Origin of the sequence: Aromatoleum evansii, assembly GCF_045689615.1 — a bacterium.
In the GTDB taxonomy this organism is placed as follows: domain Bacteria; phylum Pseudomonadota; class Gammaproteobacteria; order Burkholderiales; family Rhodocyclaceae; genus Aromatoleum; species Aromatoleum evansii.
Genome location: NZ_CP141259.1, coordinates 4432463 through 4458261 on the forward strand (window position 1 = coordinate 4432463; position 25799 = coordinate 4458261).

At 67.9% G+C, this 25799-nt stretch carries 20 protein-coding genes; 5 read left to right on the forward strand and 15 right to left on the reverse strand.

Annotated features, from left to right (window positions below; all coding sequences use genetic code 11):
- Positions 1 to 41: 41 nt before the first annotated feature.
- Positions 42 to 3644 (reverse strand): indolepyruvate ferredoxin oxidoreductase family protein, encoded by a 3603-nt coding sequence (locus tag U5817_RS20770; protein ID WP_407278669.1) that lies wholly within the window; start codon positions 3642 to 3644, stop codon positions 42 to 44.
- Positions 3645 to 3976: 332 nt separating this feature from the next.
- Positions 3977 to 5248 carry an Hsp70 family protein gene (locus tag U5817_RS20775; RefSeq protein ID WP_407278670.1) on the reverse strand — a complete coding sequence of 424 codons (1272 nt, stop codon included), beginning with the start codon at positions 5246 to 5248 and terminating at the stop codon, positions 3977 to 3979.
- Positions 5249 to 5633: 385 nt separating this feature from the next.
- Here U5817_RS20775 and U5817_RS20780 point away from each other — a divergent pair, with 385 nt between their 5' ends.
- The 5 genes from U5817_RS20780 to U5817_RS20800 all read left to right on the forward strand — a co-directional run bounded on the left by U5817_RS20780 (position 5634) and on the right by U5817_RS20800 (position 10475).
- Complete coding sequence (locus tag U5817_RS20780; protein WP_407278671.1) at positions 5634 to 6767, forward strand: branched-chain amino acid ABC transporter substrate-binding protein; 1134 nt, start codon at positions 5634 to 5636, stop codon at positions 6765 to 6767.
- Between the two features lie 162 nt (positions 6768 to 6929).
- The gene (locus tag U5817_RS20785) at positions 6930 to 7862 is read left to right on the forward strand and encodes a branched-chain amino acid ABC transporter permease (RefSeq protein WP_407278672.1); all 933 of its coding nucleotides are present in this window, start codon (positions 6930 to 6932) and stop codon (positions 7860 to 7862) included.
- Positions 7863 to 7880: 18 nt separating this feature from the next.
- Positions 7881 to 8969: an ABC transporter permease subunit gene (locus tag U5817_RS20790; protein WP_407278673.1), complete on the forward strand. Its 1089-nt coding sequence runs from the start codon at positions 7881 to 7883 to the stop codon at positions 8967 to 8969.
- A complete protein-coding gene (locus U5817_RS20795) occupies positions 8966 to 9736 on the forward strand; it encodes an ABC transporter ATP-binding protein (RefSeq protein WP_407278674.1) in 771 nt (256 codons plus the stop codon). Before U5817_RS20790 ends, U5817_RS20795 begins: the two co-directional genes overlap by 4 nt.
- Positions 9726 to 10475 carry an ABC transporter ATP-binding protein gene (locus U5817_RS20800; RefSeq protein WP_169126684.1) on the forward strand — a complete coding sequence of 250 codons (750 nt, stop codon included), beginning with the start codon at positions 9726 to 9728 and terminating at the stop codon, positions 10473 to 10475. The genes U5817_RS20795 and U5817_RS20800 overlap by 11 nt, the downstream gene beginning before the upstream one ends.
- Positions 10476 to 10510: 35 nt before the next feature.
- Here U5817_RS20800 and U5817_RS20805 read toward each other — a convergent pair whose 3' ends face one another.
- The 13 genes from U5817_RS20805 to U5817_RS20865 form a co-directional block, all read right to left on the reverse strand.
- On the reverse strand, positions 10511 to 10969 hold the full coding sequence (locus tag U5817_RS20805) for an Lrp/AsnC family transcriptional regulator (protein WP_169126686.1): 459 nt from the start codon (positions 10967 to 10969) through the stop codon (positions 10511 to 10513).
- 136 nt (positions 10970 to 11105) lie between these two features.
- Complete coding sequence (locus U5817_RS20810) at positions 11106 to 11450, reverse strand: FKBP-type peptidyl-prolyl cis-trans isomerase (RefSeq protein WP_169126688.1); 345 nt, start codon at positions 11448 to 11450, stop codon at positions 11106 to 11108.
- A gap of 32 nt (positions 11451 to 11482) precedes the next feature.
- Positions 11483 to 12046 (reverse strand): peptide-methionine (S)-S-oxide reductase MsrA, encoded by a 564-nt coding sequence (gene msrA, locus U5817_RS20815; protein WP_407278675.1) that lies wholly within the window; start codon positions 12044 to 12046, stop codon positions 11483 to 11485.
- 57 nt (positions 12047 to 12103) lie between these two features.
- Complete coding sequence (locus U5817_RS20820; protein ID WP_407278676.1) at positions 12104 to 16108, reverse strand: translocation/assembly module TamB domain-containing protein; 4005 nt, start codon at positions 16106 to 16108, stop codon at positions 12104 to 12106.
- A 12-nt stretch (positions 16109 to 16120) separates the two neighbouring features.
- A complete protein-coding gene (trpC, locus tag U5817_RS20825; RefSeq protein ID WP_407278677.1) occupies positions 16121 to 16909 on the reverse strand; it encodes an indole-3-glycerol phosphate synthase TrpC in 789 nt (262 codons plus the stop codon).
- Positions 16910 to 16922: 13 nt separating this feature from the next.
- Positions 16923 to 17954, reverse strand: coding sequence for an anthranilate phosphoribosyltransferase (gene trpD / locus U5817_RS20830; RefSeq protein ID WP_407278678.1), 1032 nt, complete (start codon positions 17952 to 17954; stop codon positions 16923 to 16925).
- Positions 17955 to 17967: 13 nt separating this feature from the next.
- Entirely contained in the window at positions 17968 to 18543 is a 576-nt protein-coding gene (locus tag U5817_RS20835) for an aminodeoxychorismate/anthranilate synthase component II (protein WP_169126698.1), read from the reverse strand.
- A gap of 10 nt (positions 18544 to 18553) precedes the next feature.
- A complete protein-coding gene (gene trpE / locus U5817_RS20840; protein ID WP_169126700.1) occupies positions 18554 to 20041 on the reverse strand; it encodes an anthranilate synthase component I in 1488 nt (495 codons plus the stop codon).
- A 216-nt stretch (positions 20042 to 20257) separates the two neighbouring features.
- Positions 20258 to 20935 carry a phosphoglycolate phosphatase gene (locus tag U5817_RS20845; protein ID WP_169126702.1) on the reverse strand — a complete coding sequence of 226 codons (678 nt, stop codon included), beginning with the start codon at positions 20933 to 20935 and terminating at the stop codon, positions 20258 to 20260.
- Complete coding sequence (rpe, locus tag U5817_RS20850) at positions 20932 to 21627, reverse strand: ribulose-phosphate 3-epimerase (protein ID WP_407278680.1); 696 nt, start codon at positions 21625 to 21627, stop codon at positions 20932 to 20934. Before rpe ends, U5817_RS20845 begins: the two co-directional genes overlap by 4 nt.
- Positions 21628 to 21773: 146 nt before the next feature.
- Complete coding sequence (locus tag U5817_RS20855) at positions 21774 to 24131, reverse strand: GspE/PulE family protein (RefSeq protein ID WP_211166998.1); 2358 nt, start codon at positions 24129 to 24131, stop codon at positions 21774 to 21776.
- Between the two features lie 80 nt (positions 24132 to 24211).
- A complete protein-coding gene (locus tag U5817_RS20860) occupies positions 24212 to 24979 on the reverse strand; it encodes a 3',5'-cyclic-nucleotide phosphodiesterase (protein WP_407281114.1) in 768 nt (255 codons plus the stop codon).
- 115 nt (positions 24980 to 25094) lie between these two features.
- Positions 25095 to 25796 (reverse strand): FHA domain-containing protein, encoded by a 702-nt coding sequence (locus tag U5817_RS20865; RefSeq protein ID WP_407278681.1) that lies wholly within the window; start codon positions 25794 to 25796, stop codon positions 25095 to 25097.
- Positions 25797 to 25799: the final 3 nt, after the last annotated feature.

Genomic DNA, 25799 nt, shown 5'->3' on the forward strand with positions numbered 1-25799 from the left:
TGCCCGAACCAACCTCACATGCTTGATCGCCGCGTCGGGAATTAGCCCGGGATGACCGCGATGGTCTTGCGGACCTTCGCACCACCCGCTTCCGCCGGGCGCTCCTTGCGGCGGAAGGCCGCGAGGAGTTCCGCTTCGCGCATCCGCGCGTTGCGCAGGTAGCGCTCGCGGATGTGGCCGAAGCCGCGGATCTGCTCGGGCAGGCTCGCGAGTTCGACGGCGGTCTCGAAGTTCGCCTTCTCGAGGCCGGCGAGGATCTCCTCGACGACACTTTCGTAGTCGGCGATCAACTGGCGGTCGAGCTTGCGGTCGTGCGTGCGTGCGAAGGGGTCGAGCATCGAGCCGCGCAGGCCCTTCATCTTCGCGAGCTGGCGCATCGCCTTGAGCATCCACGGGCCGTACTTCTTCTTCTGCAGCTCGCCGGTCTGCGGGTCCTTGTCGGCAAGCGTCGGCGGTGCGAGGTGGAAGACGAGCTTGTAGTCGCCTTCGAACTGCTCCTCGACGCGCTTGAGGAAATCGCTGTCGGTGTAGAGGCGCGCCACTTCGTACTCGTCCTTGTAGGCGAGCAGCTTGTGGTAGCCGCGTGCGACCGCCTCGGTCAGCAGCGTCACGCCGGGCTGGACCTTGGCTTCGGCGGCGCGCACGCGCTCGACGAGCTTCGCGTAGCGCTCGGCGTAGGCGGCGTCCTGGTAGTCGGCCAGGAAAGCCTTGCGGCGGGCGATCACTTCGTCGACCGAGGCCGACAGCTTGTGATGCTCCGGCGTGCCGTGTTGCGGCTTGGCGGCCTTCTCGACCGCATCCGGATCGACCGCGGCGCGGCGGCCCCACTGGAAGGCGGACTTGTTGGCCTCGATCGCGGCGCCGTTCAGTTCGATCGCGCGCATGATCGCATCGCGCGTCAGCGGCACGAGGCCGCGCTGCCACGCGAAACCGAGCATGAAGAGGTTGGTCGCGATCGAATCGCCGAGGATCGCGGTCGCCAGACGCGAGGCCTCAAGGAACTCGACGTTCTGGCTGCCGACGGCGTCGACGATCTGGTTTTCCATCGAGCCGGCCGGGAACTGCGGGTCCGGGTGCTTCATGACGTTGCCGCTGCGCGCCTGCGCCGCGAAGCCGCGGACGAATTCGCTGGTATTGGTCTGGTCGCGGTTGATGACGACGCGGGTGTGATTGGTGCGCATCTTCGCGAGCGATTCATCGCTTGCGGACACCACCAGATCGCAGCCGATGACGACGTTGGCTTCGCCGGCGGCGACGCGCGCAGCGAAGATGTCCTCGGGCCGGTTGGCGATCTTGACGTGCGACCACACCGCCCCGCCCTTCTGCGCGAGGCCGGCCATGTCGAGGATGGACACGCCCTTGCCTTCGAGGTGCGCCGCCATGCCGAGCAGCGCGCCGATCGTGACGACCCCGGTGCCGCCGACACCGGTGATGAGGATGCCCCACGGGGCGTTGGTCGCCGGCAGCATCGGTTCGGGCAGCGACGCGAAGACGTCCGCGGCGGCCGTTGCGGCCTTACCCTTACGGAGCTTGCCGCCTTCGATCGTGACGAAGCTCGGGCAGAAACCCTTCACGCACGAGAAGTCCTTGTTGCACGAGGACTGGTCGATGGTGCGCTTCCTGCCGAACTCGGTCTCGACGGCGGCCACCGACATGCAGTTCGACTTCTCGCTGCAGTCGCCACAGCCTTCGCAGACGAGGTCGTTGATGACGACGCGCATTGCGGGATCCGGGAACTTGCCGCGCTTCCTGCGGCGGCGCTTCTCGGCGGCGCAGGTCTGATCGTAGATGATGGCGGTGACGCCCGGCACTTCGCGCAGTTCGCGCTGCACGGCGTCGAGCTCGTCGCGGTGGCGGATCGGCACGCCGTGCGGCAGGTCCGCCGGGCCGTAGGCGCGCGGGCCGTCATTGACGACGATGATGTTGCCGATGCCTTCGGCCTGGAGCTGGCGAGCGATGATCGGCACCGAAAGCGTGCCGTCGTGCGGCTGGCCGCCGGTCATCGCGACGGCGTCGTTGTAGAGGATCTTGTAGGTGATGTTCACCTTGGCGGCGACCGCCGCGCGGATCGCCAGTATCCCCGAGTGCATGTAGGTGCCGTCGCCGAGGTTCGCGAAGACGTGCGGGGTCTTCGTGAAGGGCGCCTGGCCGACCCAGGGCACGCCTTCGCCGCCCATCTGGCAGAAGGTCTGCGTCGTTTCGGGCGACAGCCAGGTGGCCATATAGTGGCAGCCGATGCCGGCGATCGCGCGCGAACCTGCCGGGACCTTGGTCGAGGTGTTGTGCGGGCAGCCCGAACAGTAGTGCGGGACGCGCTGGATCGACAGGCGGGGCTTGGCGAGCGCGGCTTCCTTGGCGTCGAAGAAGGCGAGGCGCGCCTTGATCCTGTCCGAGGTGTAGAAGCGCGCGATGCGCGCGGCAATCACGCGGGCAATCATCGCCGGGGTCAGGTCGCCGGCGGCGGGCAGCATCCAGTCGCTGTGCGGCAGCGCCCATTCGCCCTTCTCGTCGAACTTGCCGATGACGCGCGGACGGACGTTCTCGTTCCAGTTGTAGAGCTCTTCTTTCAGCTGGTACTCGAGGAACTGGCGCTTCTCCTCGATCACGAGGATCTCGTCGAGGCCGTTGGCGAACTCGCGCACGCCTTCGGCTTCGAGCGGCCACACCATGCCGACCTTGTAGAGGCGGATACCGATCTCGGCAGCGACCTTGTCGTCGATGCCGAGGTCTTCGAGCGCCTGGCGCACGTCGAGGTAGCTCTTGCCGGCGGTGATGATGCCGAGCTTGGCGTTCGGGCTGTCGATGATCGTCTTGTTGAGCCCGTTGGCGCGGCAGTAGGCGAGCGCGGCGTACAGCTTGTGATGCACGAGACGCTTTTCCTGCACCAGCGGCGGATCGGGCCAGCGCAGGTTGAGGCCGTCGGCGGGGATCGGGAAGTCCGCCGGGATGACCGTTTGGACCTTGAACGGATCGATATCAACCGAGGCCGAGGTCTCGACGGTGTCGGTCAGCGCCTTGAACGCGACCCAGCAGCCCGAGTAGCGCGACAGCGCGAAGCCGTGCAGGCCGTATTCGAGGTAGTCCTGGATGCCCGCGGGCGCGAGCACCGGCATCATCATCGACTTGAAGATGTGCTCGGTCTGGTGCGGCAGCGTCGAGGACTTGGCGCCATGGTCGTCGCCTGCGATCACGAGCACGCCGCCGTGCTTCGAGGTGCCTGCGGCATTGGCGTGGCGGAAGACGTCACCGGTGCGATCCACGCCCGGGCCCTTGCCGTACCAGATCGAGAACACGCCGTCGTACAGCGCGTTCGGGTCGAGATTCACCTGCTGCGTGCCCCACACGGCGGTCGCGGCGAGGTCTTCGTTCAGACCCGGCTGGAAGCGGACGTGATGCGGCTCGAGGTATTTCTTCGCCTTCCAGAACTCCTGGTCGACGTTACCGAGCGGCGAGCCGCGGTAGCCGGTGACGAAGCCGGCGGTGTTGAGCCCCGCGGCCTGGTCGCGCAGACGCTGCATGATCGGCAGGCGGACCAGTGCCTGGATGCCGGTCATGTAGGCGCGACCGGAGGTCAGCGTGTACTTGTCGTCGAGCGAAACAGGTGCAAGGGGGGCGAGAGCCTGCGGGGAGTGGGTATTCGACATGGCGCGTGATCCGTCGCAAGCCCCTGGACGCGCGGCGCTCGTGACGCCCGTGTCCGGCCTGCCGACGTTGTCTCCTGTATGGTTGCTGTTGTGTGCGTCCGCGGCATCGAACGCGAGTGAGCATCGTAAGGAGATGGAGTCGGGGAGTTTTTTCTCGTTGCGAGCGAAATCACGCACCACAGGAAAAAATTTTCCCGAACGGACGATTTTCGGAAATACCGCCCGATTAGCAGGCTGTGCACCGCAGCATCGCGGCCCTGCAACCGTGCCACGGGGCGAAAATTGTCCTACCGCACTTTATCCCGAACGCGGCCGGGAACGCCCACCCGCACTCAGCCGTAGCGCCGGGCGGCCTCCACCGCCAGCCCCGCACCGATGCTGCCGTACAGGTCGCCCTCGACGCTGCGCGCCTGCGGCAGCTCGGCAGCGATGCGCGCACGCAGCTGCGGCACCGCGCTACCGCCGCCGGTGAAATAGATCGTATCGACCTGCTCGCGCCGCACGCCGGCCTCGTCGAGCAGCGCGCGCACGCACGCCGCGACACGGTCGACGAGGTTGAGCGTGGCCGATGCGAAATCGCCCTCGGTGATCGTGTGGCCGAGGCCGTCCTCCAGGCGGTCGAGGTCCATGACCGCCGCTGGCGCCGCAGACAGGTCGATCTTCGCCTGCTCCACCTGCAGCGCTAGCCAGTGCCCCTCGCGGCGATTGATCAGCTTCGCCAGGCGGTCGAGCTCGGTGCGCGCGGCGGCATCGCGATAGACATTCTGCAGGTCCGCCCAGGCCTGACGCGTGTACGCGAAGTTGATCGTGTGCCAGGTCGCGAGCTGGAAATAGACGCTGGCGGGAATCTCGGCGCCGCTCTTCATGCGGCTGCGATAGCCCAGCAGCGGCATCACGCATTCCAGGCTCAGCGCGCGATCGAAATCGGTGCCGCCGATATGCACGCCGCCGTTGCCGAGCAGATCCTCGCGGCGGTCGTGCTCGTCGTGCGAACGGCGCGCGCGTTCGGGCGACAGGCGCACCAGCGAGAAGTCCGCCGTGCCGCCGCCGATGTCGGCAATCAGCACCAGCTCCTCGCGCGCGAGCGACAGTTCATAGTGCAGCGCCGCGCCGATCGGCTCGAACTGGAAGCTCACGTCGCGGAAGCCGACCTGCGCGGCGATCTCGGCGAGCGTCTGCTGTGCCTTGCGGTCGGCGTCATCGTCGTCGTCGACGAAGCGCACCGGGCGCCCGAACACCGCCTTGTCGAAGCTGCGCCCGGCCTGCGCCTCGGCGCGCGCCTTGAGTTCGCCGATAAAGCCCGCGAGCAGGTCGCGAAAGCGCAGCGCCCGCCCCTGCACCTCGGTCTGACCGTCGATCAGGCTGCTGCCGAGCAGGCTCTTCAGCGCACGCATCAGGCGGCCTTCGTATCCTTCGAGATACTTCGCCAGCGCAGTCCGACCGAACGCGGTCGTCTCCTCGTCGGCGTTGAAGAACACCGCCGAGGGCAGCGTGGGCTTGCCGTCCTCGAGCGCGAGCAGGGTCGTCGCGCCCGGCCGTACCCAGCCGACCGTGGAGTTGGAGGTGCCGAAATCGATGCCGCAGGCGCGGGCGGGTTGGTCCATGAAACAAGTATGCGGGGGAAGGGTTCGCGATGCTACCGGAGCGCCGGGCCGGCGGGAACTTTCTGACAGGGAAACGGGCGCCGGAAAGGGGTGCTTGTTGCACCGCGCAACACCCTTTCGACACGAATCCCGCCAAAAGCACATCGAAGCCGGCAAAATTTTCCTTGCGGCATCCGTGAATCCCGCAAAAGCCGCAAAACAATTCCGCACCACCCTCCGTACCATTCATCCCCACGCAATCGAACCCACGAGCGGTTGCGAAACAAATACAGGCAGGAGACAAACCATCGTGGATCTACCGGTTGCCGCGCGAGCGGCCGGTGTCCCTTCGTCTCCGCCGCCTGTGCAGCAGCACCCGCGCACCGCCCACAAGGAGGAGACACCCATGAAGCAGAACAAACTGATTTTCGCCCTCGCCGCCGCCAGCCTCGCCGCCGGTGCCGTCCACGCCAAGGAAGTCGTCGTGCGCATCGGCCACGCCGGCCCGCTGACCGGACCGGCCGCGGCCTTCGGCAAGGACGGCGAGAACGGCGCGCGCCTCGCGATCGAGGACGCCAACGCGAAGGGCATCAAGATCGGCGGCGACACGGTCAAGTTCGAGCTCGTCAGCGAGGACGACCAGGCCGACCCGCGCACCGCGACCACCGTCGCGCAGCGCCTGACCGACTCCGGCGTGAAGGGCGTGGTCGGCCACGTCACCTCCGGCGCCTCGATTCCCGCCTCGCGCATCTACGAGCAGGCCGGCATCCCGGTGATCACCCCCTCCTCGACCAGCCCCAAGCTCACCCAGCAGGGCTACAAGATGACCTTCCGCGTCATCGCCAACGACCTGCAGCAGGGCAACGCGCTCGGCAAGTACGCGGTCGATCAGCTCAAGGCGAAGAAGATCGCCGTGATCGACGACCGCACCGCCTACGGCCAGGGCCTCGCCGACGCCTTTGCGAACTCGGTGAAGACTTCCGGCGGCCAGATCGCCGGACGCGAATTCACGAACGACAAGGCGACCGACTTCATGGCGATCCTCACCAAGATCAAGGCCCTGAACCCCGACGCCGTGTTCTACGGCGGCATGGACGCCCAGGCCGCCCCGCTCGCGCGCCAGATGAAGCAGCTCGGCATGACCGCCAAGTTGCTGACCGGCGACGGCGGCTGCACCGGCGAGATGATCAAGATGGCGGGCGACGCGCTGTCGGCAACCACCTTCTGCACCCAAGCCGGCATCCCCCTCGACAAGATGCCCGGCGGCGCGGCCTTCCGTACCCAGTTCAAGCAGCGTTACGGCAACGACATCCACGTCTATGCCCCGTATGCCTACGACGCGATGATGTCCGTGATCGAGGCGATGAAGACGGCCAACTCGGTCGAACCGGCGAAGTACCAGCCCGCACTGCGCGCCCTCGCCTACCAGGGCGTCACCGGCCCGGTCGCGTTCGACGACAAGGGCGACATCAAGGGCGGTTCGATCACCGTCTATAACTTCGACGCCGGCAAGTGGGCGCCGCTGCAGACCATCCAGTAACAGTTCTCCTCGCGCCGGCCGGCAGTACCGCGGTCGGCGCACCTCTTCCCCAGATCACGACGCTCGCCCTGCGTCCGCGCACCAGCGGACGCAGCGGCAGCGCTCGTCCGGCAATCCGGCGGCGCCCGCCGTCGCGGTGTGCACAACACCAAGGGTGAATCGATGGAAACCTTCCTGCAACAAACACTCAACGGCCTGGTGTCGGGCAGCATCTACGCGCTCGTCGCCCTCGGCTACACGATGGTCTATGGCATCCTGGGCCTGATCAACTTCGCCCATGGCGACCTGCTGATGGTCGGCGCGCTGGTCGCGCTGCAGACCGTCAGCCTCCTCAACGCCGCGGTCCCCGGCCTGCATCCGGTGGTGCTGCTCGCCGCCGGCGTGGCGGTGGCGGTACCGGTGTGCATGGCCGTCGGCTACCTGATCGAGCGCATCGGCTACCGTCGCCTGCGCAACGCGCCGCGCCTGGCGCCGCTGATCACCGCGATCGGCGTGTCCTTCCTGCTGCAGACGCTGGCGATGATCATCTGGGGCCGCGAGTTTCACGTCTTCCCGCAGCTGGTGTCGACGAGCCCGATGGAACCGGTCGCCGGCGTCGTCGTGTCGCCGCTGCAGATCTTCACCATCGTCGTCGCCTTCGCGCTGATGGGCGGACTGATGCTGCTGGTGAACAAGAGCCGCCTCGGCCGCGCGATGCGCGCCACGGCCGAGAACCACCGCGTCGCCGGCCTGATGGGTATCAACGCCAACGGCGTGATCGCCGCGACCTTCATCATCGGTTCGGGCCTTGCGGCGCTGGCCGGCGTGCTGTTCGCGTCGAACTACGCGATCGCGCACTACGCGATGGGCTTCACGCCGGGCCTGAAGGCCTTCACCGCGGCGGTGCTGGGGGGCATCGGCAACCTGCCGGGCGCGATGGTCGGCGGCCTGGTGCTGGGCCTCGTCGAGAGCTTCGGCGCCGGGTACATCGAGCACCTGACCTTCGGTTTCCTCAATTCGAGCTACCAGGACATCTTCGCCTTCATGATCCTCGGCGTCGTCCTGATCTTCCGCCCGTCGGGCCTGCTCGGCGAACGCGTCGCGGACCGTGCCTGACCCCACAGGAAAGAGACCATGACCACGAACTCCACCGCCCTTCCGCTGCCGGCGAGCTTCGCACTCGACCGACGGCTGCAACTCCCCCTCGTCATCCTGCTCGCGCTCGCCGCGCCCCTTATCGCCCTGGCGATGGGCAAGAGCTGGGTGCGCGTGCTCGACTTCGCGCTGCTGTACGTGCTGCTCGCGATCGGCCTCAACCTCGTCGTCGGCTTCGCCGGCCTGCTCGACCTCGGCTACATCGCGTTCTATGCGGTCGGCGCCTACACCTGGGCCTTCCTCGCATCACCGCACTTCGGCATCCACCTGCCGTTCTGGATCGTGCTGCCGCTGGGCGCGGCCTTCGCGGCACTCGCGGGCATCGCGCTGGGCTTCCCGACCTTGCGATTGCGCGGCGACTACCTCGCCATCGTGACGCTGGGCTTCGGCGAGATCATCCGCATCTTCATGAACAACCTGAACCAGCCGATCAACATCACCAACGGCCCGCAAGGCATCGATTCGATCGACCCGCTGACGATCGCCGGGCTCGACCTGTCGAAGGATCTCGAGCTCTTCGGCTTCCAGATCTCCTCGTTGCTGCTGTACTACTACGCCTTCCTCGCCTGCGTCGTGCTGGCGATCATCCTCGTGCGCCGCCTGCAGATCTCGCGCATCGGTCGTGCCTGGGCAGCGATCCGCGACGACGAGCTCGCTGCCAAGGCGATCGGCATCGACACGCGCATGATGAAGCTGCTGGCCTTCGCGATGGGCGCCACCTTCGGCGGCGTCTCGGGCGGCCTGTTCGCGGCCTTCCAGGGCTTCGTCAGCCCGGAGAGCTTCAGCCTGATGGAGTCGATCGTCGTGCTGACGATGATCGTGCTGGGCGGGATGGGCAACCTCGCCGGCGTCATCGTCGGCGCGATCCTGCTGACCGCGCTCCCCGAGTTGCTGCGCCACTTCGCGGTGCCGATGCAGATGGCGCTGTTCGGCAAGACCCTGCTCGACCCCGAGGTGCTGCGCATGCTGCTGCTGTCGCTGGCGATGATCGTGATGATGCTCGTCCGCCCCGCCGGCCTGCTGCCCGCCCGTACCCGCTATGCCCACCGTGACCGGAGGAACGCATGATCACCCTGCTCGAATCGCGCGCCGTGAATAAACGCTTCGGCGGCCTGAAGGCGCTCACCGACGTCTCGCTGACGATCCGCAGGGGCGAGGTGTACGGCCTCATCGGCCCGAACGGCGCCGGCAAGACCACCTTCTTCAACGTGCTCACGGGCGCCTACGCCATCGACGGCGGCGAGTTCGTCATGAACGGCGCCGAACTGCCCTCGGCCAAACCGCACCTGGTCGTGCAGCACGGCATCGCGCGCACCTTCCAGAACATCCGCCTGTTCCGCGAACTCACCGCGCTGGAAAACGTGATGGCCGGCCACCACATCCGCTCGTCGTCGGGCGTGTGGGGCATCCTCACGCAGAGCCGCGCCGCCCGCGAGGAAGAGCGCCTGATGCAGGAACGCGCGCTGGAGATCCTCGACTACGTCGGCATCGGCCGCCACGCCGACACCGTCGCCAGGAACCTCTCCTACGGCGACCAGCGCCGCCTCGAGATCGCCCGCGCGCTGGCGACCGAGCCGCAGCTCCTCGCGCTCGACGAGCCGGCCGCCGGCATGAACGCGACCGAGACCGCAGGGCTGCGCACGCTCGTCGAGACGATCCGCGGCGACGGCATCACCGTGCTGCTGATCGAGCACGACGTGAAACTCATCATGGGACTGTGCGACCGCGTCGCCGTCCTCGACTTCGGCAAGAAAATCGCCGAAGGCACGCCGGCCGAGGTCCAGCGTTGCCCCGACGTCATCAAGGCTTACCTGGGAGGCCACCGTGCGCACTGAGAACACCACCCCCATCCTCGAAGTCCGCGGCCTCAAGGTCGCCTACGGCGGCATTCAGGCCGTCAAGGGCATCGACCTGCAGGTGCGCGAGGGCGAACTCGTATCGCTGATCGGCGCGAACGGCGCCGGCAAGACCACGACGCTCAACACGCTCGCCGGCGTCGTGCCGCACAGCGGCGGCGAGATCCGCTACGCCGGCGCGGACATCGGCAAGCTGCCCTCGCACCTGCGCCTGCGCAAGGGGCTCGCGCTGGTGCCGGAAGGGCGCGGCATCTTCACCCGCCTCACCGTCGCGGAGAACCTGCAGACCGGCGCCTACACGCGCCGCGACACCGACGGCATCGCCGCCGATATGGAGAAGGTGTTCACGCTGCTGCCGCGCGTGAAGGAGCGCCTCAGCCAGGTCGCCGGCACGCTGTCGGGCGGCGAGCAGCAGATGGTCGCGATCGGCCGCGCGCTGCTGTCGCGTCCGCAGGTGCTGCTGCTGGATGAGCCGTCGATGGGTCTCGCGCCGCTGGTCGTCGAGAAGATCTTCGAGGTGATCCACTCGATCACGCGCGAAGGCATGGGCGTGTTGCTGGTCGAGCAGAACGCCAACCTCGCGCTCGAAGTGTCCGAACGCGCCTACGTGATGGAAGGCGGACGCGTCACGCTGGAAGGCACCGGCAAGGCGCTCCTCGACGACCCGAAGGTCCGCAGCGCGTACCTGGGCGAGGAGATCGGGGAACTCGCGGCCTGAACCGGGCCGGCGTCACGACGAAGGCGCTGCCCGCCCTAAAGCGGCAGCGCCGTCTCGTTCTTGATCTCGCGCAGCGCGACGCTGGAGTTCGTCACGTCGACCTCGGGAATCTTCAGCAGGAAGTTGTGCATGAAGGAGGACAGCGCCTCCAGGTTCGGCAGGTAGAGCTTCAGCAGGCAGTCGGTCTCGCCGAGCAGCTCGTAGCACTCGACCACCTCGTCGCAGCCCTTCACCGCCTGCTCGAAGCGGTCGAGCACATCGGCGCTGTGCTTCTTCAGCTTCACGCGCACCCACACACAGGTTTCCAGCCCGAGCTTCCTGCGATCCAGCAGCGCGACATAGCCGCGGATCAGCCCCGCCTCTTCCAGCTCGCGCACGCGCCGCCAGCACGGCGACGACGACAGGCCCACCTTCTCGGCGAGATTCTGCGTGCTGATCGTCGAGTCCTTCTGCAGCAGCGCGAGGATGCGCCGCTGAACCGGGTCGAGTTTCATGTCTCCCCTTTTTCTTGTAATCGCGCCGTCAGAGCCCGATGCGGGAGCGGCTTCAGCCGCGTAGCAGTGCCACGGCCAGGCACGGCGCATTCGCGGCTGAAGCCGCTCCCACAAGGCTGATCCGGGTCAGACCGGGTCAGAAAACCTTAAGCAGCTCGACTTCGAACACCAGGGTCGCGTTCGGCGGGATCACGCCGCCGGCGCCGCGCGCACCATAGCCGAGTTGCGGCGGGATCGTCAGCTTGCGCTTGCCGCCTTCCTGCATGCCCTGCACGCCTTCGTCCCAGCCGCGGATCACGTGACCCGCGCCCAGCGGGAAGTCGAACGGGTCGTTGCGATCCTTGCTCGAATCGAACTTCTTGCCGTCGGTCAGCCAGCCGGTGTAATGCACCGACACGCGCTTGCCCGCGGCGGCGGTGGCACCGCTGCCGACTTCCAGATCCTCGATGACGAGGCCGCTGGCGGTGGTGGTTTGGGACATCGGAACTCTCCTGCGGGGTTAAAACCCCGATTCTACCCGCCCCGCCTGCGCCGGTTGGCGAACTTCTCGCGGAACTTCGCGACCTTCGGCGCAACGATGTACTGGCAGTAGGGCTGGTCGGAGTTGTTCGCGTAGTAGTCGCGGTGGTAGTCCTCGGCCGGCCAGAAGGTACCGGCGCGCTCGACCTTGGTGACGATCGCGCTCGGATACACGCGCGCCTCCCCCATGTATTCGATGAGGTCCAGGGCCGTGTGCAGCTGCTCGTCGCTCACCGCGAAGATTGCCGAGCGGTACTGCGTACCGATGTCGTTGCCCTGGCGATTCAGGCTGGTGGGGTCGTGGATGACGAAGAAGATCTCGAGCAGCTCGCGATAGCTCACCACCGCCGGGTCGAAGACGATCTGCACCGCCTCGGCATGGCCGGTGCCACCGTCGCAGACTTGCCGGTAGGTGGGCGCCTCGACACGCCCGCCGATGTAGCCCGAGCTCACCGACTCCACACCATCGACTTCCTTGAAGACGGCCTCCAGGCACCAAAAACATCCCCCCGCGAGAATGGCGGTCTCGCGTACTGCGGGTGTTTCGTTCTTCGTCATGCATGTGTCTCCGTTGACGCCCGCGATTAAGACAGCATCGTCGGGCCGCGATTCCCGTCATTCGAACGAGATCGTGTAATAGATATCCGCGGCATTGTCGCTGCCGCCGCGCGCCACCAGCGAAACCCTGCGGCTGAGCTGGTAGGTCAGCTTGACGAGGCTTTCGGCGCCGCCCAGGCTCTGCTCGAAGGACAGGACCAGATCCGACGAGAGGCGCTTGCCCAGCGTCAGGACCTGACCACCGACGCTGTCGCCACCACGTACGATGGTACCTTCTCCCACAACGCGGCTGGTGGCACTTCGGGTGACGCCGCCAACTTCTCCCTGCCCGATCGAAAATTCGTCGAATCCCAGGCTGCGCGACAGCTGCTCGGTCATCCCGCCGCCCGGACCGCCCAGCAGGGCCTGCGCCGCCGGCAGCAGCAGGCCCATGTCCCCGCCACCGCCCGCGCTCGGCGCACGCCCGAGCACGATCCACGACAGTTTCTCGGGATCCGGCACGTTCGGCTCGGACACCAGGCGGATGCGGGGACGCCGCGCGCTGCCGGCGATCTCGATGCCCGCCTCGACCGGCAAGCCCTTGCGCAGCGCAACGACGTTGAGGCCGGGATTGTCGGGCGCGCCCTGAAAGTTGATCAGGCCCCGCTCGATCGCCAGCAACTGTCCGTAGCCACGATACGTGCCCCCGGCCGTCGCGATCGTGCCGATCGCGCTCGGCGGCACCCCGTCGCGCAGGCGCAGGCGCAAGCCGCCGGTCAGGCGCGTATCGACGCCCAGTGCCGACAGGTAGAAATGATCCCCCAGTGCGACCGCAACATCCGCGGCGACCCGCACTCCGCCGTTGGCGCGCCGCTCGCGCCCCAGGATCACGACGTCGTCGGAGAGGCTCGGCGCCGGGGTTTCCGCCAGTTCGACATAACCGGCGTCGGCGCTCAGGTTTGCCGCAAGATCCACGTGCGTCCAGGTGCTGTTGGCCGCACCGACGCCGGTCAGGATCAGCCAGCGGTCGCTGCGCTGCAGGATCGGCAGGCGCTCGGCGGCGAAATCGAAATGGCCCTTGCCGCTATCCAGCGCGATCTCGCCGCTCGCGCGGAGACGCCCCGGCGTGGCCGTCAGGCGCGCCACCGGGGGGCGGGAGTCGCGCGGGCGCACGCGGTTGGGCGACGAGAACTCCAGGCGTTCGAGCCGCAGCCGGTCGCGATCGAATTGCGCGAGCACTTCTCCCCCCGACAGATGCAGTCCCTGATCGACCAGTGCCAGCGACAGCTCCCGCCCCGTGATCGTGCCGCTCGCGCGCGGCGCGGCCGGCGTGCCGGCGAGCGCCAGGCTCGCGCCGAGGCTGCCGCCGGTGACAACGTTCTCCTGCATCAGCCGACCGACCCAGGCGATCGACGGCATCGCGAGGTGCGCCGAGCCGAGCAGCGCCGCATCGGGCGCAAGCCGCCACCCGCCACCCGGCGTGCGCTCCGCCTGTGCGGTCGCGGCGCCGGCCAGTTCGCCCAGTTCGCTGCCACGCGCCTCCAGCGCCAGCGCAAGACGGTTGTCGTGGGCGCCAAGGCGCGCCTCCAGATGCTCCAGTCCCAGGCGCGCCGGAATTTCGCCGGTCACGGTCAGGTCGCCCGCCTCGCGGAACACGCGCGCTGAGCCCTGCGCCACTTCACCCAGAGTCAGATCCCATTCCGCCCCAAGCACCAGCGGACCCGGGCCGCGACGCGGACGTCCGTCGGGACGCGAGATCAGGCCGAAGGCCAGCCCGGTGAGGGAGCCGCGGGCGACGATGCGCTGCGGCGACCAGCTCGTTTCGTCCAGCCGGATACGGCCGCGTTCGCCGGCATCGAGCGCGGCCGCGCCCAGCGCCACGCGCTGTGGCCCCAGCTCCAGCGGAGCGGACGCGCGCAGGCGCACGGGCCAGCGCCCCGCCGTGTCCAGGGCGGCCAGACGTCCACGCCATGCGCCGCGTGCGTCCGCCGTGCCCGCAGCCGGCGCGTCGCCCTCGAGGCCGCCTTCCAGCCGCAGCCGCAGGCTGTCGCCCTCCAGACCGGAAGCGGCAACATCGACGGTATGAGCACGACGGGTCCCGCCAAGCCGCAGGCTCGCCTGCGTCACCCAGTCCGGCTCGTCGGCGGCCCGCCCCGCGGCCGCCGCCTTCTGCGCTTCACGGGCAACCGACTTCATCCCCCGTAGCGCCATTGCAAGCCGGACCTCGCCGTCCGCACCCGCGGCGAGCAGGCCCTCGCCGTCGGCCGAAGCGATGCGGACGTCGCCCGGCAGGCGCAGTGCCTCCGCGGCGAACTTCAGGCTGCCGGCCGGCTGGGCCGCGCCCCCGGAGAGGCTTCCCGCAAACTTCAGCCGGCCGCCGAGCCGCGGATCGAGCGCCGCGAGCGCCGGGGCGTCCACGTCCACCTTCAGCACGTCCCGGGGTGCGCCCCAGGCACCTCGCGCGCGAACACGGTTGCCGGCGAGATCCGCATCCAGGTCCCCGTCGGCGAGGCGCTCCCCTTCCACGACCGCGCGCAGCGTCCCGCGCACGGGCTTGCCGCGCAGTTGTCCGGAGCGCAAGTCGATAGCGGTCTCGTAGCGGGACACATCGCCCAGCGACGCTGCGAGGCGGAAATCCAGATTCAGCTTCGCCTCCGGGACGTCGGCGATGAAAAGGCGGGGATCGAAGGATGACACCTCGCCGCTCGCCGAGAGGCTGCGCACCCCGGACTCCCCCAGTGAGGTCAGCACCGCCCGGGCACGCATGCGCGTCTCCTTCACCTTCAGGTCGAATTCCGCGCTCTGACGCCCGCGGTCACCCTCCGCACGCAGCCCGCCGACGAGCACCGAGGGCGGCAGGCGCCCGTCCAGGCGCTGCAACTCGACGCCCGCCAGTTGCAGCGAGGCACTCAGGCGGCCGAGCGGGTCGGCCGCGGGAGGTGCCATTGCCGCCTCGTTCGCGTCTTCCCCCGGAGCGGCCCCACTCTCCCCCGGCCACCAATCCACGTCGCCGGTGACCCGCCCGGTTCCCGCCAGGCGCAGGATCAGTTCTGCCACCTGCACGCGCTCGGGCGTCCACCGCAGTCGTGCGGCAAGCGTCGTGAAAGGCAGGCCCTGCCGGTCGATCGCATCGGGCGCGAGATTCTCCACCCTGACCGGCCCCGCCAGTTCCCAGGCACCCTGCGCCAGTTCCTGCGCCGACAGGTCGGCCGCGATGCGCAGCGCCGCGCGCGGCGCGGAGGGCGCGAACATTGCCGGATCGAGATCGCCCAACGCGAGACGCAGGCTGCGCACGGGCACCGCTTCGAACGGCGACGCCCGCACTTCGCCGTCGCCGCTCAGCCCCGCCCCTTCGGCCTCGATCCGCAATTGCGGCGCAAGCAGATCGCCCGCCGCGGCAAGCCGGATCCGGTATTCGTGCCCGCCGTTCGCACCGCTCAGCGTCGCGTTCGCAGACAGCGCGAACGGCGCGCGCCCGTCGATCTCGCCCGACAATTCGGCGCGCCCGAAAGGCAAGGTCGCCGCAAGGGATTCGATGCGATGGTGACCGCCGTCGCTGCGTGCGCGGGCGGCAAGGTCAGCAATGTCGAAGACGGCCCCGGCCGCGGCGAGGTCGCCCTCCGCCCAATCGCGCAGCACGAGCCGGCCGACGCTCAGCGATTGCGCCGCAAGGGAAAGCGGCAGCACGAGGGACTCGGGTGGCGTGCGCTGCGGAGCCTCATCCTGCGGACGCGTGGCGAAATCGACCCGCTCGGCCGCGAGCTCGTCGATGGCGATGTCGGCGTCAAGCAGGGCCCGCGGACGCCAGGCCAGCGCAAGGCCCTCGACCCGCAGGCGCAGGTCGGGCGTATCGATGCGCAGCACGCCGACGCGCAGCGCTCCCGCCAAGCGACCGGAGGGGGACTCCAGCACCACCTGCCCGCCACTCGCGACCCCCACGAGGGCGGCCGCCGCCCTCAGGCCCGATTCGCTCAGCACCAGCCACGCCGACACGAGGGCGGCCAGCGCCGGCAGCGCGAGCCACGCGGCCACACGCCTGGCGCGCCGACGAGAGGACCCTTCCGTGGTCGGCGGCGACGTCATGCGTCGCCCCGCTCAGGCGAACAACGCGCGCAGCTCCTCGCCCGGATCCGGCGCACGCATGAAGGCTTCGCCGACGAGGAAGGCGTGCACGGCGTTCGACCGCATCAGCGCCACGTCCTGCGGCTTGAGGATGCCGGACTCGGTGACGACGATGCGTCCGGCGGGGATGCGCGGCAACAGGTCCAGCGTCGTCTGCAGGCTGACCTCGAAGCTGCGCAGGTTGCGGTTGTTGATGCCGACCAGCGGCGTCGCGAGCTGCAATGCGACGTCGAGCTCAGCCGCGTCATGCACCTCGACCAGCACGGCCATGCCCAGGCTCGTCGCGATCGCCTCCATCTCCTGCATCTGCGCGAGATCCAGCGCCGCCGCGATCAGCAGGATCGCGTCCGCGCCCATCGCACGCGCCTCATACACCTGCCACGCATCGACGAGGAAGTCCTTGCGCAGCGCCGGCAGCGCGCATGCCGCACGCGCCGCCTGCAAATACTCGGGGGCGCCCTGGAAGAACTGCCGGTCGGTAAGCACCGACAGGCAGGCCGCCCCCGCGCGCTCGTACTGCACGGCGATCTCGGCCGGGCGGAAGTCGGCGCGGATCACGCCCTTGGACGGGCTCGCCTTCTTCACCTCGGCGATCACGGCCGCGTCGCCGGCAGCGATTTTCGCGCGCATCGCGCCGACGAAATCGCGCGCCGCGGGCGCCCTCCCCGCCTCCGCGCGCACGCGCTCGAGCGGGCGGACGGCCTTGCCTGCAGCCACTTCCTCGACCTTGACGGCGAGGATCTTGTTCAGGATGTCGCTCATACTTCTGTCTGCCTCACGCGAACTGGCGGTTGAAAGCCACGAACTCCTCGAGCTTTGCCCGCGCCGCGCCGCTGGCGACGATCTCGCGCGCCCGCACGATGCCGTCGGCGATCGAATCGACGAGGTTGGCCGTGTACAGCGCCACGCCAGCGTTCAGGATCACGATGTCGCGCGCCGGGCCGGACTTGTTGTCGAGCACCCCCAGCAGCACCGCCTTCGACTCCTCGGCGCTCTGCACCTGCAGGTTGCGCGTGCCCGCCATCGCCATGCCGAAGTCCTCGGGATGGATCTGGTACTCGCGGACCTCGCCGTCCTTCAGTTCGCCGACCATCGTCGCCGCCCCGAGGCTCACCTCGTCCATGCCGTCCATGCCGTAGACAGTCAGCACATGCTTCGCGCCCAGACGCTGCATCACGCGCGTCTGGATGCCGACGAGGTCCGGATGGAACACCCCCATCAGCGTGTTCGGCGCGCCGGCCGGATTCGTCAGCGGCCCGAGGATATTGAAGATCGTGCGCACGCCCATCTCGCGGCGCACCGGCGCGACGTTCTTCATCGCGCTGTGATGCGCCGGCGCGAACATGAAGCCGATGCCGGTCGCCTCGATCGAGGCCGCGACCTGCTCGGGCGTCACGCCGAGTTTCACCCCCAGCGCCTCGAGCACGTCGGCCGCGCCGCTCTTCGACGACACGCTGCGCCCGCCGTGCTTGGCGACGCGTGCGCCGGCCGCCGCGGCAACGAAGATGGTGGTCGTCGAGATGTTGAAGGTGTTCGCCCCGTCGCCACCGGTGCCGACGATGTCGAGGAAGTTCTGGTCCGGGCCGGCGACGACGACCTTGGTCGACAGCTCGCGCATCACCGTCGCCGCGGCGGTGATCTCGCCGATCGTCTCCTTCTTCACGCGCAGGCCGGTGAGGATCGCGGCGGTCATCACCGGCGAGATCTCGCCCTCCATGATCTGGCGCATCAGCGACAGCATCTCGTCGTAGAAGATCTCGCGGTGGTCGATCGTGCGCTGGAGCGCTTCCTGGGCAGTAATGGTCATGGCAAGTCCTTGGTCAGTTCGCGCGGTGCTGGTCGAGGAAGTTCCGCAGCATCGTGTGGCCGTGTTCGGTCAGGATCGACTCGGGGTGGAACTGCACGCCCTCGACCGCGAGCGTCTTGTGGCGCACGCCCATGATCTCGCCGTCCTCGGTCCAGGCAGTCACCTCCAGGCAGTCGGGCAGGCTCTCGCGCTCGATCGCCAGCGAATGGTAGCGCGTGCAGGTCACCGGATTGGGCAGCCCCTTGAATACGCCGATGTCCAGATGATGGACCGGCGAGGTCTTGCCGTGCATCAGGCGCTTGGCGTGCACGATCCTGCCGCCGAAGGCCGCGCCGATGCTCTGGTGGCCGAGGCACACGCCGAGGATGGGGATCCTGCCCGCGAACTCGCGGATCGCCGGCACCGAGATGCCCGCCTCGGCCGGCGTGCACGGCCCCGGCGAGATCACCAGCTGGTCGGGTTTCATCAGCGCGATCTGTTCCAGGGTGATTTCATCGTTGCGATACACCTTCACCTGCGCGCCGAGTTCGCCGAAGTACTGCACGAGGTTGTAGGTGAAGCTGTCGTAGTTGTCGATCATCAGCAGCATGGTGCGTTCCTCAGTCGATCCGGGTGTCGAGGCCGGACTCGGCCATTTCCGCGGCGCGCAGCATCGCGCGCGCCTTGTTCTGCGTCTCCGCCCATTCGGAATCGGGGTTGGAGTCGGCGACGATGCCGGCGCCCGCCTGCACATGGATGTGACCGTCCTTGATCACCGCCGTGCGGATCGCGATGGCCAGATCCATGTCGCCGTGGAAACCGATGTAGCCCACGGCGCCGGCGTAGATGCCGCGCTTGACCGGCTCCAGCTCGTCGATGATCTCCATCGCGCGCAGCTTCGGCGCCCCCGACACGGTGCCGGCCGGGAAAGTCGCGCGCAGCACCGCCAGCGCGTTGAGGTCGTCCTTGAGGCGCGCCTCGACGTTGGAGACGATGTGCATCACGTGCGAGTAGCGCTCGATCGTGAACTGGTCGGTCACCCGGACGCTGCCGGTCTCCGCGACGCGGCCCGCGTCGTTGCGCCCGAGGTCCAGCAGCTGCAGGTGTTCGGCGCGCTCCTTCTCGTCGGCGAGCAGGTCGGCTTCCAGCGCTTCGTCCTCGGCCGGGGTGGCGCCGCGCGGGCGCGTGCCGGCGATCGGGCGCACCGTGACGCGCTTGCCCTGCCCGTCCTCGTCAAGGCGCACGAGGATCTCGGGGGACGCGCCGACGACGTGGAAGTCCTCGAAGTTGAAGTAGAACATGTAGGGCGAGGGGTTCAGCGAGCGGATCGCGCGGTACAGCGCCATCGGGCTGGCCGCGTAGGGCTTGCTCATGCGCTGCGACAGCACGACCTGCATGATGTCCCCGTCGACGATGTACTGCTTGGCGCGATTCACCGCGGCCTTGAAGGCTTCCTCGCCGAAGCTCGACACCGCCGGCTGCGGCTCGGCATGGTTGTCCTCGGGGATCTGCACCGGCGCACGCAGCCGCGCGAGCAGCTCGCGCAGGCGCTTTTTCGCGCGCTTGAAGGCGCCCGGCACTTCGGGTTCGGCATACACGACCAGCGTGAGCTTGCCCGAGAGGTTGTCGACGATCGCGATTTCCTCGGACAGCAGCAGCAGGATGTCGGGGGTGCCGATCGTGTCCGTCTTCTGCGCGTGGGCGAGGCGCGGCTCGATGTAGCGCACGGTGTCGTAGCCGAAGCAGCCCACCAGGCCGCCCGCGAAGCGCGGCAGACCGTCGCGCGGCGGCACCTTGATGCGCTCCATGAACTCGGCGACGTAGTTCAGCGGATCGCCGTAGTCGCGCCGCTCGACGAGGCGGTTGCCGGTCAGCAGCAGCGCGGAGCGTCCATACACTTCGATGCGCGTCGAGGCCGCCAGCCCGATCATCGAATAGCGGCCGAAGCGCTCGCCGCCCTGCACCGATTCGAGCAGGTAGGAATACGGTTCGTTGGCGAGCTTCAGGTAGATCGACAGCGGCGTGTCGAGGTCGGCGAAGGTTTCGAGCGTGACCGGGATGCGGTTGTAGCCCTGCGCGGCCAGCGCGTTGAATTCCTGCTCAAGCATGGAGACTCCACGGAAAACGGTTCGATTCGGCAAGGGGTGCGGGCGCGTCGTGGCCCGCGAAGCAGTCGCGTATCAGTGGCCCGCAGGCCACGAGCGCCAGCCGCGCCAGCGCAGTTGCGCGGCGACAAACTGGGTGCTTTCCTTTACCGAATCCCGGTTCCTGTAGGTCACGATGTCTCGATCGGAGATGGAGTCTTGCGGATATGCGCCGGGCCTTCACGCCGCTTCGATGCGGTCGAGCGCCCCGGTAGCGACCGATAGTAGCCCATCGCATTCGATGGTGTCCACCGGCATGCCTTCGCTATATCCATAGGTCACGAGCAGCACCGGCATGCCCGCGCCGCGGGCGGCGAGTGCGTCGTTGGCCGAATCGCCGATCATCAGCGCGTGCGGCGACGGCACGCCCAGCAGCTCGCAGGCGTGGTGCAGCACGGCCGGATCGGGCTTCTTCACCGGCAGCGTGTCGCCGCTCACCACCGCGTTGAAATAGGATGTCAGGCCCATGCGCTCGAGCAGCGGCAGCGTGAAGGCCTCCGCCTTGTTGGTGACGCAGGCAAGCCGCAGCTCCATCGCGCGCATCGCCTCCAGCGTCTCGACGACGCCGGGGTAGATACGCGTGCTGCGGCCATTGACGATCGCGTAGTGGCGCCGGAACACGATGACGGCCTGCTCGATCTCGTCCTCGCCCGCGTGAGAGTCCTCGGTCATGCAGCGGCGCACGAGGTTGGGGATGCCCTTGCCGACGAAGGAATGTATCTGTTCGAGCGGGCGGGCCGCACGGCCCATCTCGGCGAGCATCAGGTTGGCCGCGTCGGCGAGGTCATGGATCGTGTCGAGCAGCGTTCCGTCGAGGTCGAACAGCACCGCCCGCACCGGGAAGCGCGCGAGGCTCACTGCTTCACCTTCGCCAGTTCCGCGCGCATCGCGGCGATCACGCTGTCGTAGCGGTGGGGGTCGGCGTCGCGCCCGGCGCCGAACACCGCCGAGCCGGCGACGAAGGTGTCGGCGCCCGCGGCGGCGATCTCGGCGATGTTGTCGACCTTCACGCCACCATCGATCTGCAGCAGGATATGGCGCCCGGTGGCCGCCTCGTAGGCATCGAGCCGCTCGCGCGTCGCACGCAGTTTCCCGAGCGTGCCGGGAATGAACTTCTGCCCGCCGAAGCCGGGGTTCACGCTCATCAGCAGCACCATGTCGATATCGTCGAGCGCGTGATCGAGGTAGTGCAGGGGCGTGGCGGGATTGAACACCAGCCCCGCCTTGCAGCCATGATCACGGATCAGCGCGAGGGTGCGGTGGATGTGGTCGGACGCCTCCGGATGGAAGGTGATCACGTTCGCGCCGGCCTTGGCGAAGTCCGGGATGATGCGGTCGACCGGCTTCACCATCAGGTGTACGTCGATCGGCGCCTCGGTATGCGGGCGGATCGCCTCGCACACCAGGGGACCGATCGTGAGGTTGGGCACGTAATGGTTGTCCATCACGTCGAAATGGATCCAGTCGGCGCCGGCGGCAATGACGTTGCGCACTTCCTCGCCGAGGCGGGCGAAGTCGGCCGAGAGCAGGCTGGGGGCAATGCGGTACATTGTTATGTTCTCCAGGGGGCCGGAGCGCCATTTTAGCGCGCGAATCCTGTCCCCTGTGGAGCGGGCTATGTGGGAGCGGCTTCAGCCGCGAATCGGCGCCCATTCGCGGCTGAAGCCGCTCCCACAGTGAAAATCGCGCCGCCCCCTCAGCGCACGCACACGCGCCGCACCTGCTCCATGTCCGTGACGCCCGCGAACACCTTCTCGATGCCGTCCTGGCGCAGCGTGCGCAGGCCTTCGGCCAGCGCCAGCGCGAGGAGCTGGGCGACGCGCGCGCGCTCCTGGATCAGGCGCTTGACCTCGTTCGAGGCGACCATCAGCTCGTGCAGGCCGACGCGCCCGCGGTAGCCGCCGTTGCACTCCGTGCAGCCCACCGGGCGATACAGCGTGAATTGGCCGTCCGCACCGCCGTGCTCAGCCTTCAGCCGGGCCAGCACCGACGCGCGCGCGGCCGCCGGGTCGGCCTGGAAGTCGGGCGTCGCGATCATGTCCTCGCAGTACTCGTCGAGGATCTGCTGCACTTCGCCGTCATCCGGGCGATAGGCCTCCTTGCACTTGCACAGGCGCTTGGTGAGGCGCTGCGCGAGCACGCCGAGCAGCGCGTCGCCGAAGTTGAACGGGTCCATGCCCATGTCGAGCAGGCGCACGATGGATTCGGGCGCGCTGTTGGTGTGCAGGGTCGAGAACACGAGGTGGCCGGTGAGCGAGGCCTCGATGCCGACCGACACCGTCTCCTTGTCGCGCATCTCGCCGACCATGATCACGTCCGGGTCGGCACGCAGGAAGGAGCGCATCATGGTCGCGAAATCCAGCCCCGCCTTGCGGTTCACCTGCACCTGGCGCAGGCCCTTCTGCGTGATTTCGACCGGATCTTCGGCGGTCCAGATCTTCGTCTCGGGCGTGTTGATGTGGCCGAGGATGGAGTGCAGCGTGGTCGTCTTGCCCGAGCCGGTCGGGCCGCACACGAAGAACAGGCCGTAGGGCTTCACGATCACCGATTTCAGGCGCGCGAGGTTGTGCGGACTGAGGCCCAGCTTGTCGAGCGGCAGCGGCTCGCTGTTGGCGAGCAGGCGCATCACGACGTCTTCCATTCCGCCCGCGGTCGGCACGGTGGCGACGCGCAACTCGATGTCGAGCGGCGCGAACTTGCGGAACTTGATCTTGCCGTCCTGCGGCCGGCGACGCTCGGAAATATCCAGGTCGCACATGATCTTGATGCGCGTCACGAGCGGATTGCGGTAGCTCGCCGGGATCTGGATGTAGGGCACCAGCGTGCCGTCCTTGCGGAAGCGGATCAGCGTCTTTTCCTTGCCCGGACGCGGCTCGATGTGGATGTCGGACGCTCCCTGGCGGTGCGCGTCGATGATGATCTTGTTCACGAGCTTGACGAGCTCGTTGTCGGCCGCGGCGGAGACGTCGTCCGCAACCGAGCCGTCCTGCTCGTCGTCCATGAGGTCGTGCAGCAGGTCGTCGACCGAGCCGCTCTCGATCGTCGGCTCGAAGTAGTGGTCGACCGTCTGCTCGAACTCGCAGTGCGTCGTCACGCGGTAGGCGAGCTTCTTCCGCGGGAACACGTTCTCGGCGACGCGCGACACGCGCACCTGCTCGGGGTCGTAGGTGAGCAGCACGACCCCCTCGTTGGTCTCCTCGAGCGGCAGCCACTGGTTCTGCTGCACGTATTCGCGCTTGATGTTGCGCAGCAGGTCCATCTGCTTGACGCGATCGGAGCGGAACGGCTCGTATGCGACGTTGAAGAAGCGCGCCGCCGCATCGCCGATCTGCGCCAGGGGAAGTCCATATTTTTCCACCAGGACGTCCTCGACATGGGCGCCGGTCTCGCGCGAGATGCGCGTTGCATCATCCATCTCGCCTGTGGCGATGCGCCCGTCGGCAATCAGAGCGTCATAACGCGAACGCAGGGCCGCGGGCGCATTGCTGCGCTGCGCGAATGCCACCCCGAGGGTTTGCGCCAGCCCCAGCAGCCCTTCCTTGGCCACGGGCGAGAAATCCGCACCGTCCCTGGGATTCATCACCTGGATGATGCCATGCAGCTTGCCACTGTTCGGATCGACGATCGGCGCGCACAGCATCTGCCGCGTCCGCGCGCCTGCGAGACTGTCGCTGATCGTGCGGAAGCGCAGTTTCGGCGAGATCGCCGCGAGCTCCGCGGCATCGTAGACGTCGTGCAGGTTCAGCGCTTCGCCCGTCATTGCAACATAGCCCGCGATGCTGCTCTCGTCGATCGGCAGGCGCGCCCCCGGCGCCGCTCCGCGGCCGGTCTTCACCCGGGCCACCAGGTGCGTGCCGCCCTGATTGACGACGAAGAAGGACAGGCGCTCCGCAGCAAACAGGGAGCACAGCTCGGACGACAACTCGGACACGATCTCGTCGATATCCTTGCTCGCATGGATGCGTGCCGTGATCGCCTGAAGGCCCTTGAAGAAGGCCAGCCGCGTTGCGACCTCCCCCCCTCCAGGTTTTGCTTGCGTCGTGCTCATGGTCATGCGGGTACCTGCTGTGCGGGACGTTTGGATGACAAACAATCTGAGCCGGCCATTCTAGCGGCAGCCGCGCAGCGGGAGAATCAGAACTCGATGACCTGCCCCTGACGCAGGGCGGACGCGTGCAGACGCGCCCCCGCTGCCGCGATCTGTGCCATGACGCGCTCGCCCTGGCCCGGCTTGATGTGGCTGATATGCACCTGGGGGTTGCCCGCGATTTCGTCGAGGAAGGCCGCCACCATCGTGGGGCTGAGGTGGCGGGAAGCGAGCGCGAGTCCGTGCTGCTCGTCGGGAAACGCGGACTCGATGATCAGGTGGCGCAGGTCGCGGCAGGCATTGATGGCAGTCACGAGCTCGGGCGAGTAGGTCGTATCCCCCGAATACACGAGCTGCCCCGTCCCGCCGTCGAGGCAGTAGGCCACGGCCGGCACGCTGTGCAGCGCGGGCAGTGGCGTGATGGAGCGATCGCCGAGGCGGATTTCCTCGCCGACCTTGATCGGCTGCATCCTGAGAAAGGGCCGGCGACGATCGGGGATCGCGGTGAAATCGGGCCAGATCAGCCAGTTGAAGACGTGGGCGCGCAGGATGCGCAGCACCTCGGGGATCGCATACACGGTGATCGGCGCGCCACGCATTTCCCCGACCGCGTCGACGATCAGCGGAATCGCCGCGATGTGGTCCATGTGCGAGTGCGTGACGAAGATGTGATCGATGGCCGCGAGTTCCTCCAGCGCCAGGTCGCCCACCCCGGTGCCGCAATCGATCAGCATGTCATCGTCGGCGAGGAAGGCGGTCGTGCGGGCCTCGGGTCCGCCAATGCCTCCACTGCAGCCCAGCACCTTCAGCCTCATCATCCCCCGCGCGTGCAGCGCCGCCCGACCCGATGGCTCAGCAGCTCGTTTCTCGTCTGCAATACGCTAGCACCCCCCCTCGGGAAACGTCGTGCACTAAGACACACGACCAGCTTCAGTCGGCGAGCGAGAACGCCATGCGCACGCCGGCGATCTCGAGGATGTCCCCGTCGCCGAGCGGATGGGCTCCGGCCTCTATCGGGCGGTTATTCACCTGCGGGAAGGTGCCGCCTTCGGCATGGGCAATGAAATAACCCTGGGGACGCCGCGTGATCACGGCGACCTGCACGCCGGGCTTGCCGAGCGTGACCATCGCCTTCGCCAGCCGCAACTCGCGGCCGGCGGTGGGGCCGGTCAAGACCTTGATGATCCCGAGCCGCAGATCGGCATCCTCCTGTTCGGCCGTGACGCTCGCAAGCACTTCCGGGGGCAGCATCTGCGTCGCGTCGCTGCGCTGATCGGCGAATGCCCCTGCAGAGGAGCGCAGCGCATCCGATGGCTCCACGCGATCGCCGCGCGGACGCCGCTTCACGTCGGCGAGGAACTTGAGCCGGTACTTGCCGAGCTCGATCACGTCATTGTTGCGCAGCACGGACTTCTTCACCGGCTGGCCATTCAGGTAGGTGCCATTCGTGCTGTTCTGGTCCTCGAGGAAGGAGTCGTCGAGGATGGTCGTGATCAGCGCGTGCTGGCCGCTGATCGCGAGATTGTCGATCTGGATGTCGTTGTTGGGCTTCCGTCCGATCGAGACCTTCTCCTTGTCGAGGGCGATTTCCTTGAGCACCAGACCGTCCATGCTGAGGATGAGCTTCGGCATCGT

Coding starts and splice junctions, on each gene's coding strand:
- U5817_RS20770 (WP_407278669.1), bottom strand. CDS start 3,644: ATGTCGAATACCCACTCCCCGCAGGCTCTCGCCCCCCTTGCACCTGTT.
- U5817_RS20775 (WP_407278670.1), bottom strand. CDS start 5,248: ATGGACCAACCCGCCCGCGCCTGCGGCATCGATTTCGGCACCTCCAAC.
- U5817_RS20780 (WP_407278671.1), top strand. CDS start 5,634: ATGAAGCAGAACAAACTGATTTTCGCCCTCGCCGCCGCCAGCCTCGCC.
- U5817_RS20785 (WP_407278672.1), top strand. CDS start 6,930: ATGGAAACCTTCCTGCAACAAACACTCAACGGCCTGGTGTCGGGCAGC.
- U5817_RS20790 (WP_407278673.1), top strand. CDS start 7,881: ATGACCACGAACTCCACCGCCCTTCCGCTGCCGGCGAGCTTCGCACTC.
- U5817_RS20795 (WP_407278674.1), top strand. CDS start 8,966: ATGATCACCCTGCTCGAATCGCGCGCCGTGAATAAACGCTTCGGCGGC.
- U5817_RS20805 (WP_169126686.1), bottom strand. CDS start 10,969: ATGAAACTCGACCCGGTTCAGCGGCGCATCCTCGCGCTGCTGCAGAAG.
- U5817_RS20810 (WP_169126688.1), bottom strand. CDS start 11,450: ATGTCCCAAACCACCACCGCCAGCGGCCTCGTCATCGAGGATCTGGAA.
- msrA (WP_407278675.1), bottom strand. CDS start 12,046: ATGACGAAGAACGAAACACCCGCAGTACGCGAGACCGCCATTCTCGCG.
- U5817_RS20820 (WP_407278676.1), bottom strand. CDS start 16,108: ATGACGTCGCCGCCGACCACGGAAGGGTCCTCTCGTCGGCGCGCCAGG.
- trpC (WP_407278677.1), bottom strand. CDS start 16,909: ATGAGCGACATCCTGAACAAGATCCTCGCCGTCAAGGTCGAGGAAGTG.
- trpD (WP_407278678.1), bottom strand. CDS start 17,954: ATGACCATTACTGCCCAGGAAGCGCTCCAGCGCACGATCGACCACCGC.
- U5817_RS20835 (WP_169126698.1), bottom strand. CDS start 18,543: ATGCTGCTGATGATCGACAACTACGACAGCTTCACCTACAACCTCGTG.
- trpE (WP_169126700.1), bottom strand. CDS start 20,041: ATGCTTGAGCAGGAATTCAACGCGCTGGCCGCGCAGGGCTACAACCGC.
- rpe (WP_407278680.1), bottom strand. CDS start 21,627: ATGTACCGCATTGCCCCCAGCCTGCTCTCGGCCGACTTCGCCCGCCTC.
- U5817_RS20855 (WP_211166998.1), bottom strand. CDS start 24,131: ATGACCATGAGCACGACGCAAGCAAAACCTGGAGGGGGGGAGGTCGCA.
- U5817_RS20860 (WP_407281114.1), bottom strand. CDS start 24,979: ATGAGGCTGAAGGTGCTGGGCTGCAGTGGAGGCATTGGCGGACCCGAG.
- U5817_RS20865 (WP_407278681.1), bottom strand. CDS start 25,796: ATGCCGAAGCTCATCCTCAGCATGGACGGTCTGGTGCTCAAGGAAATC.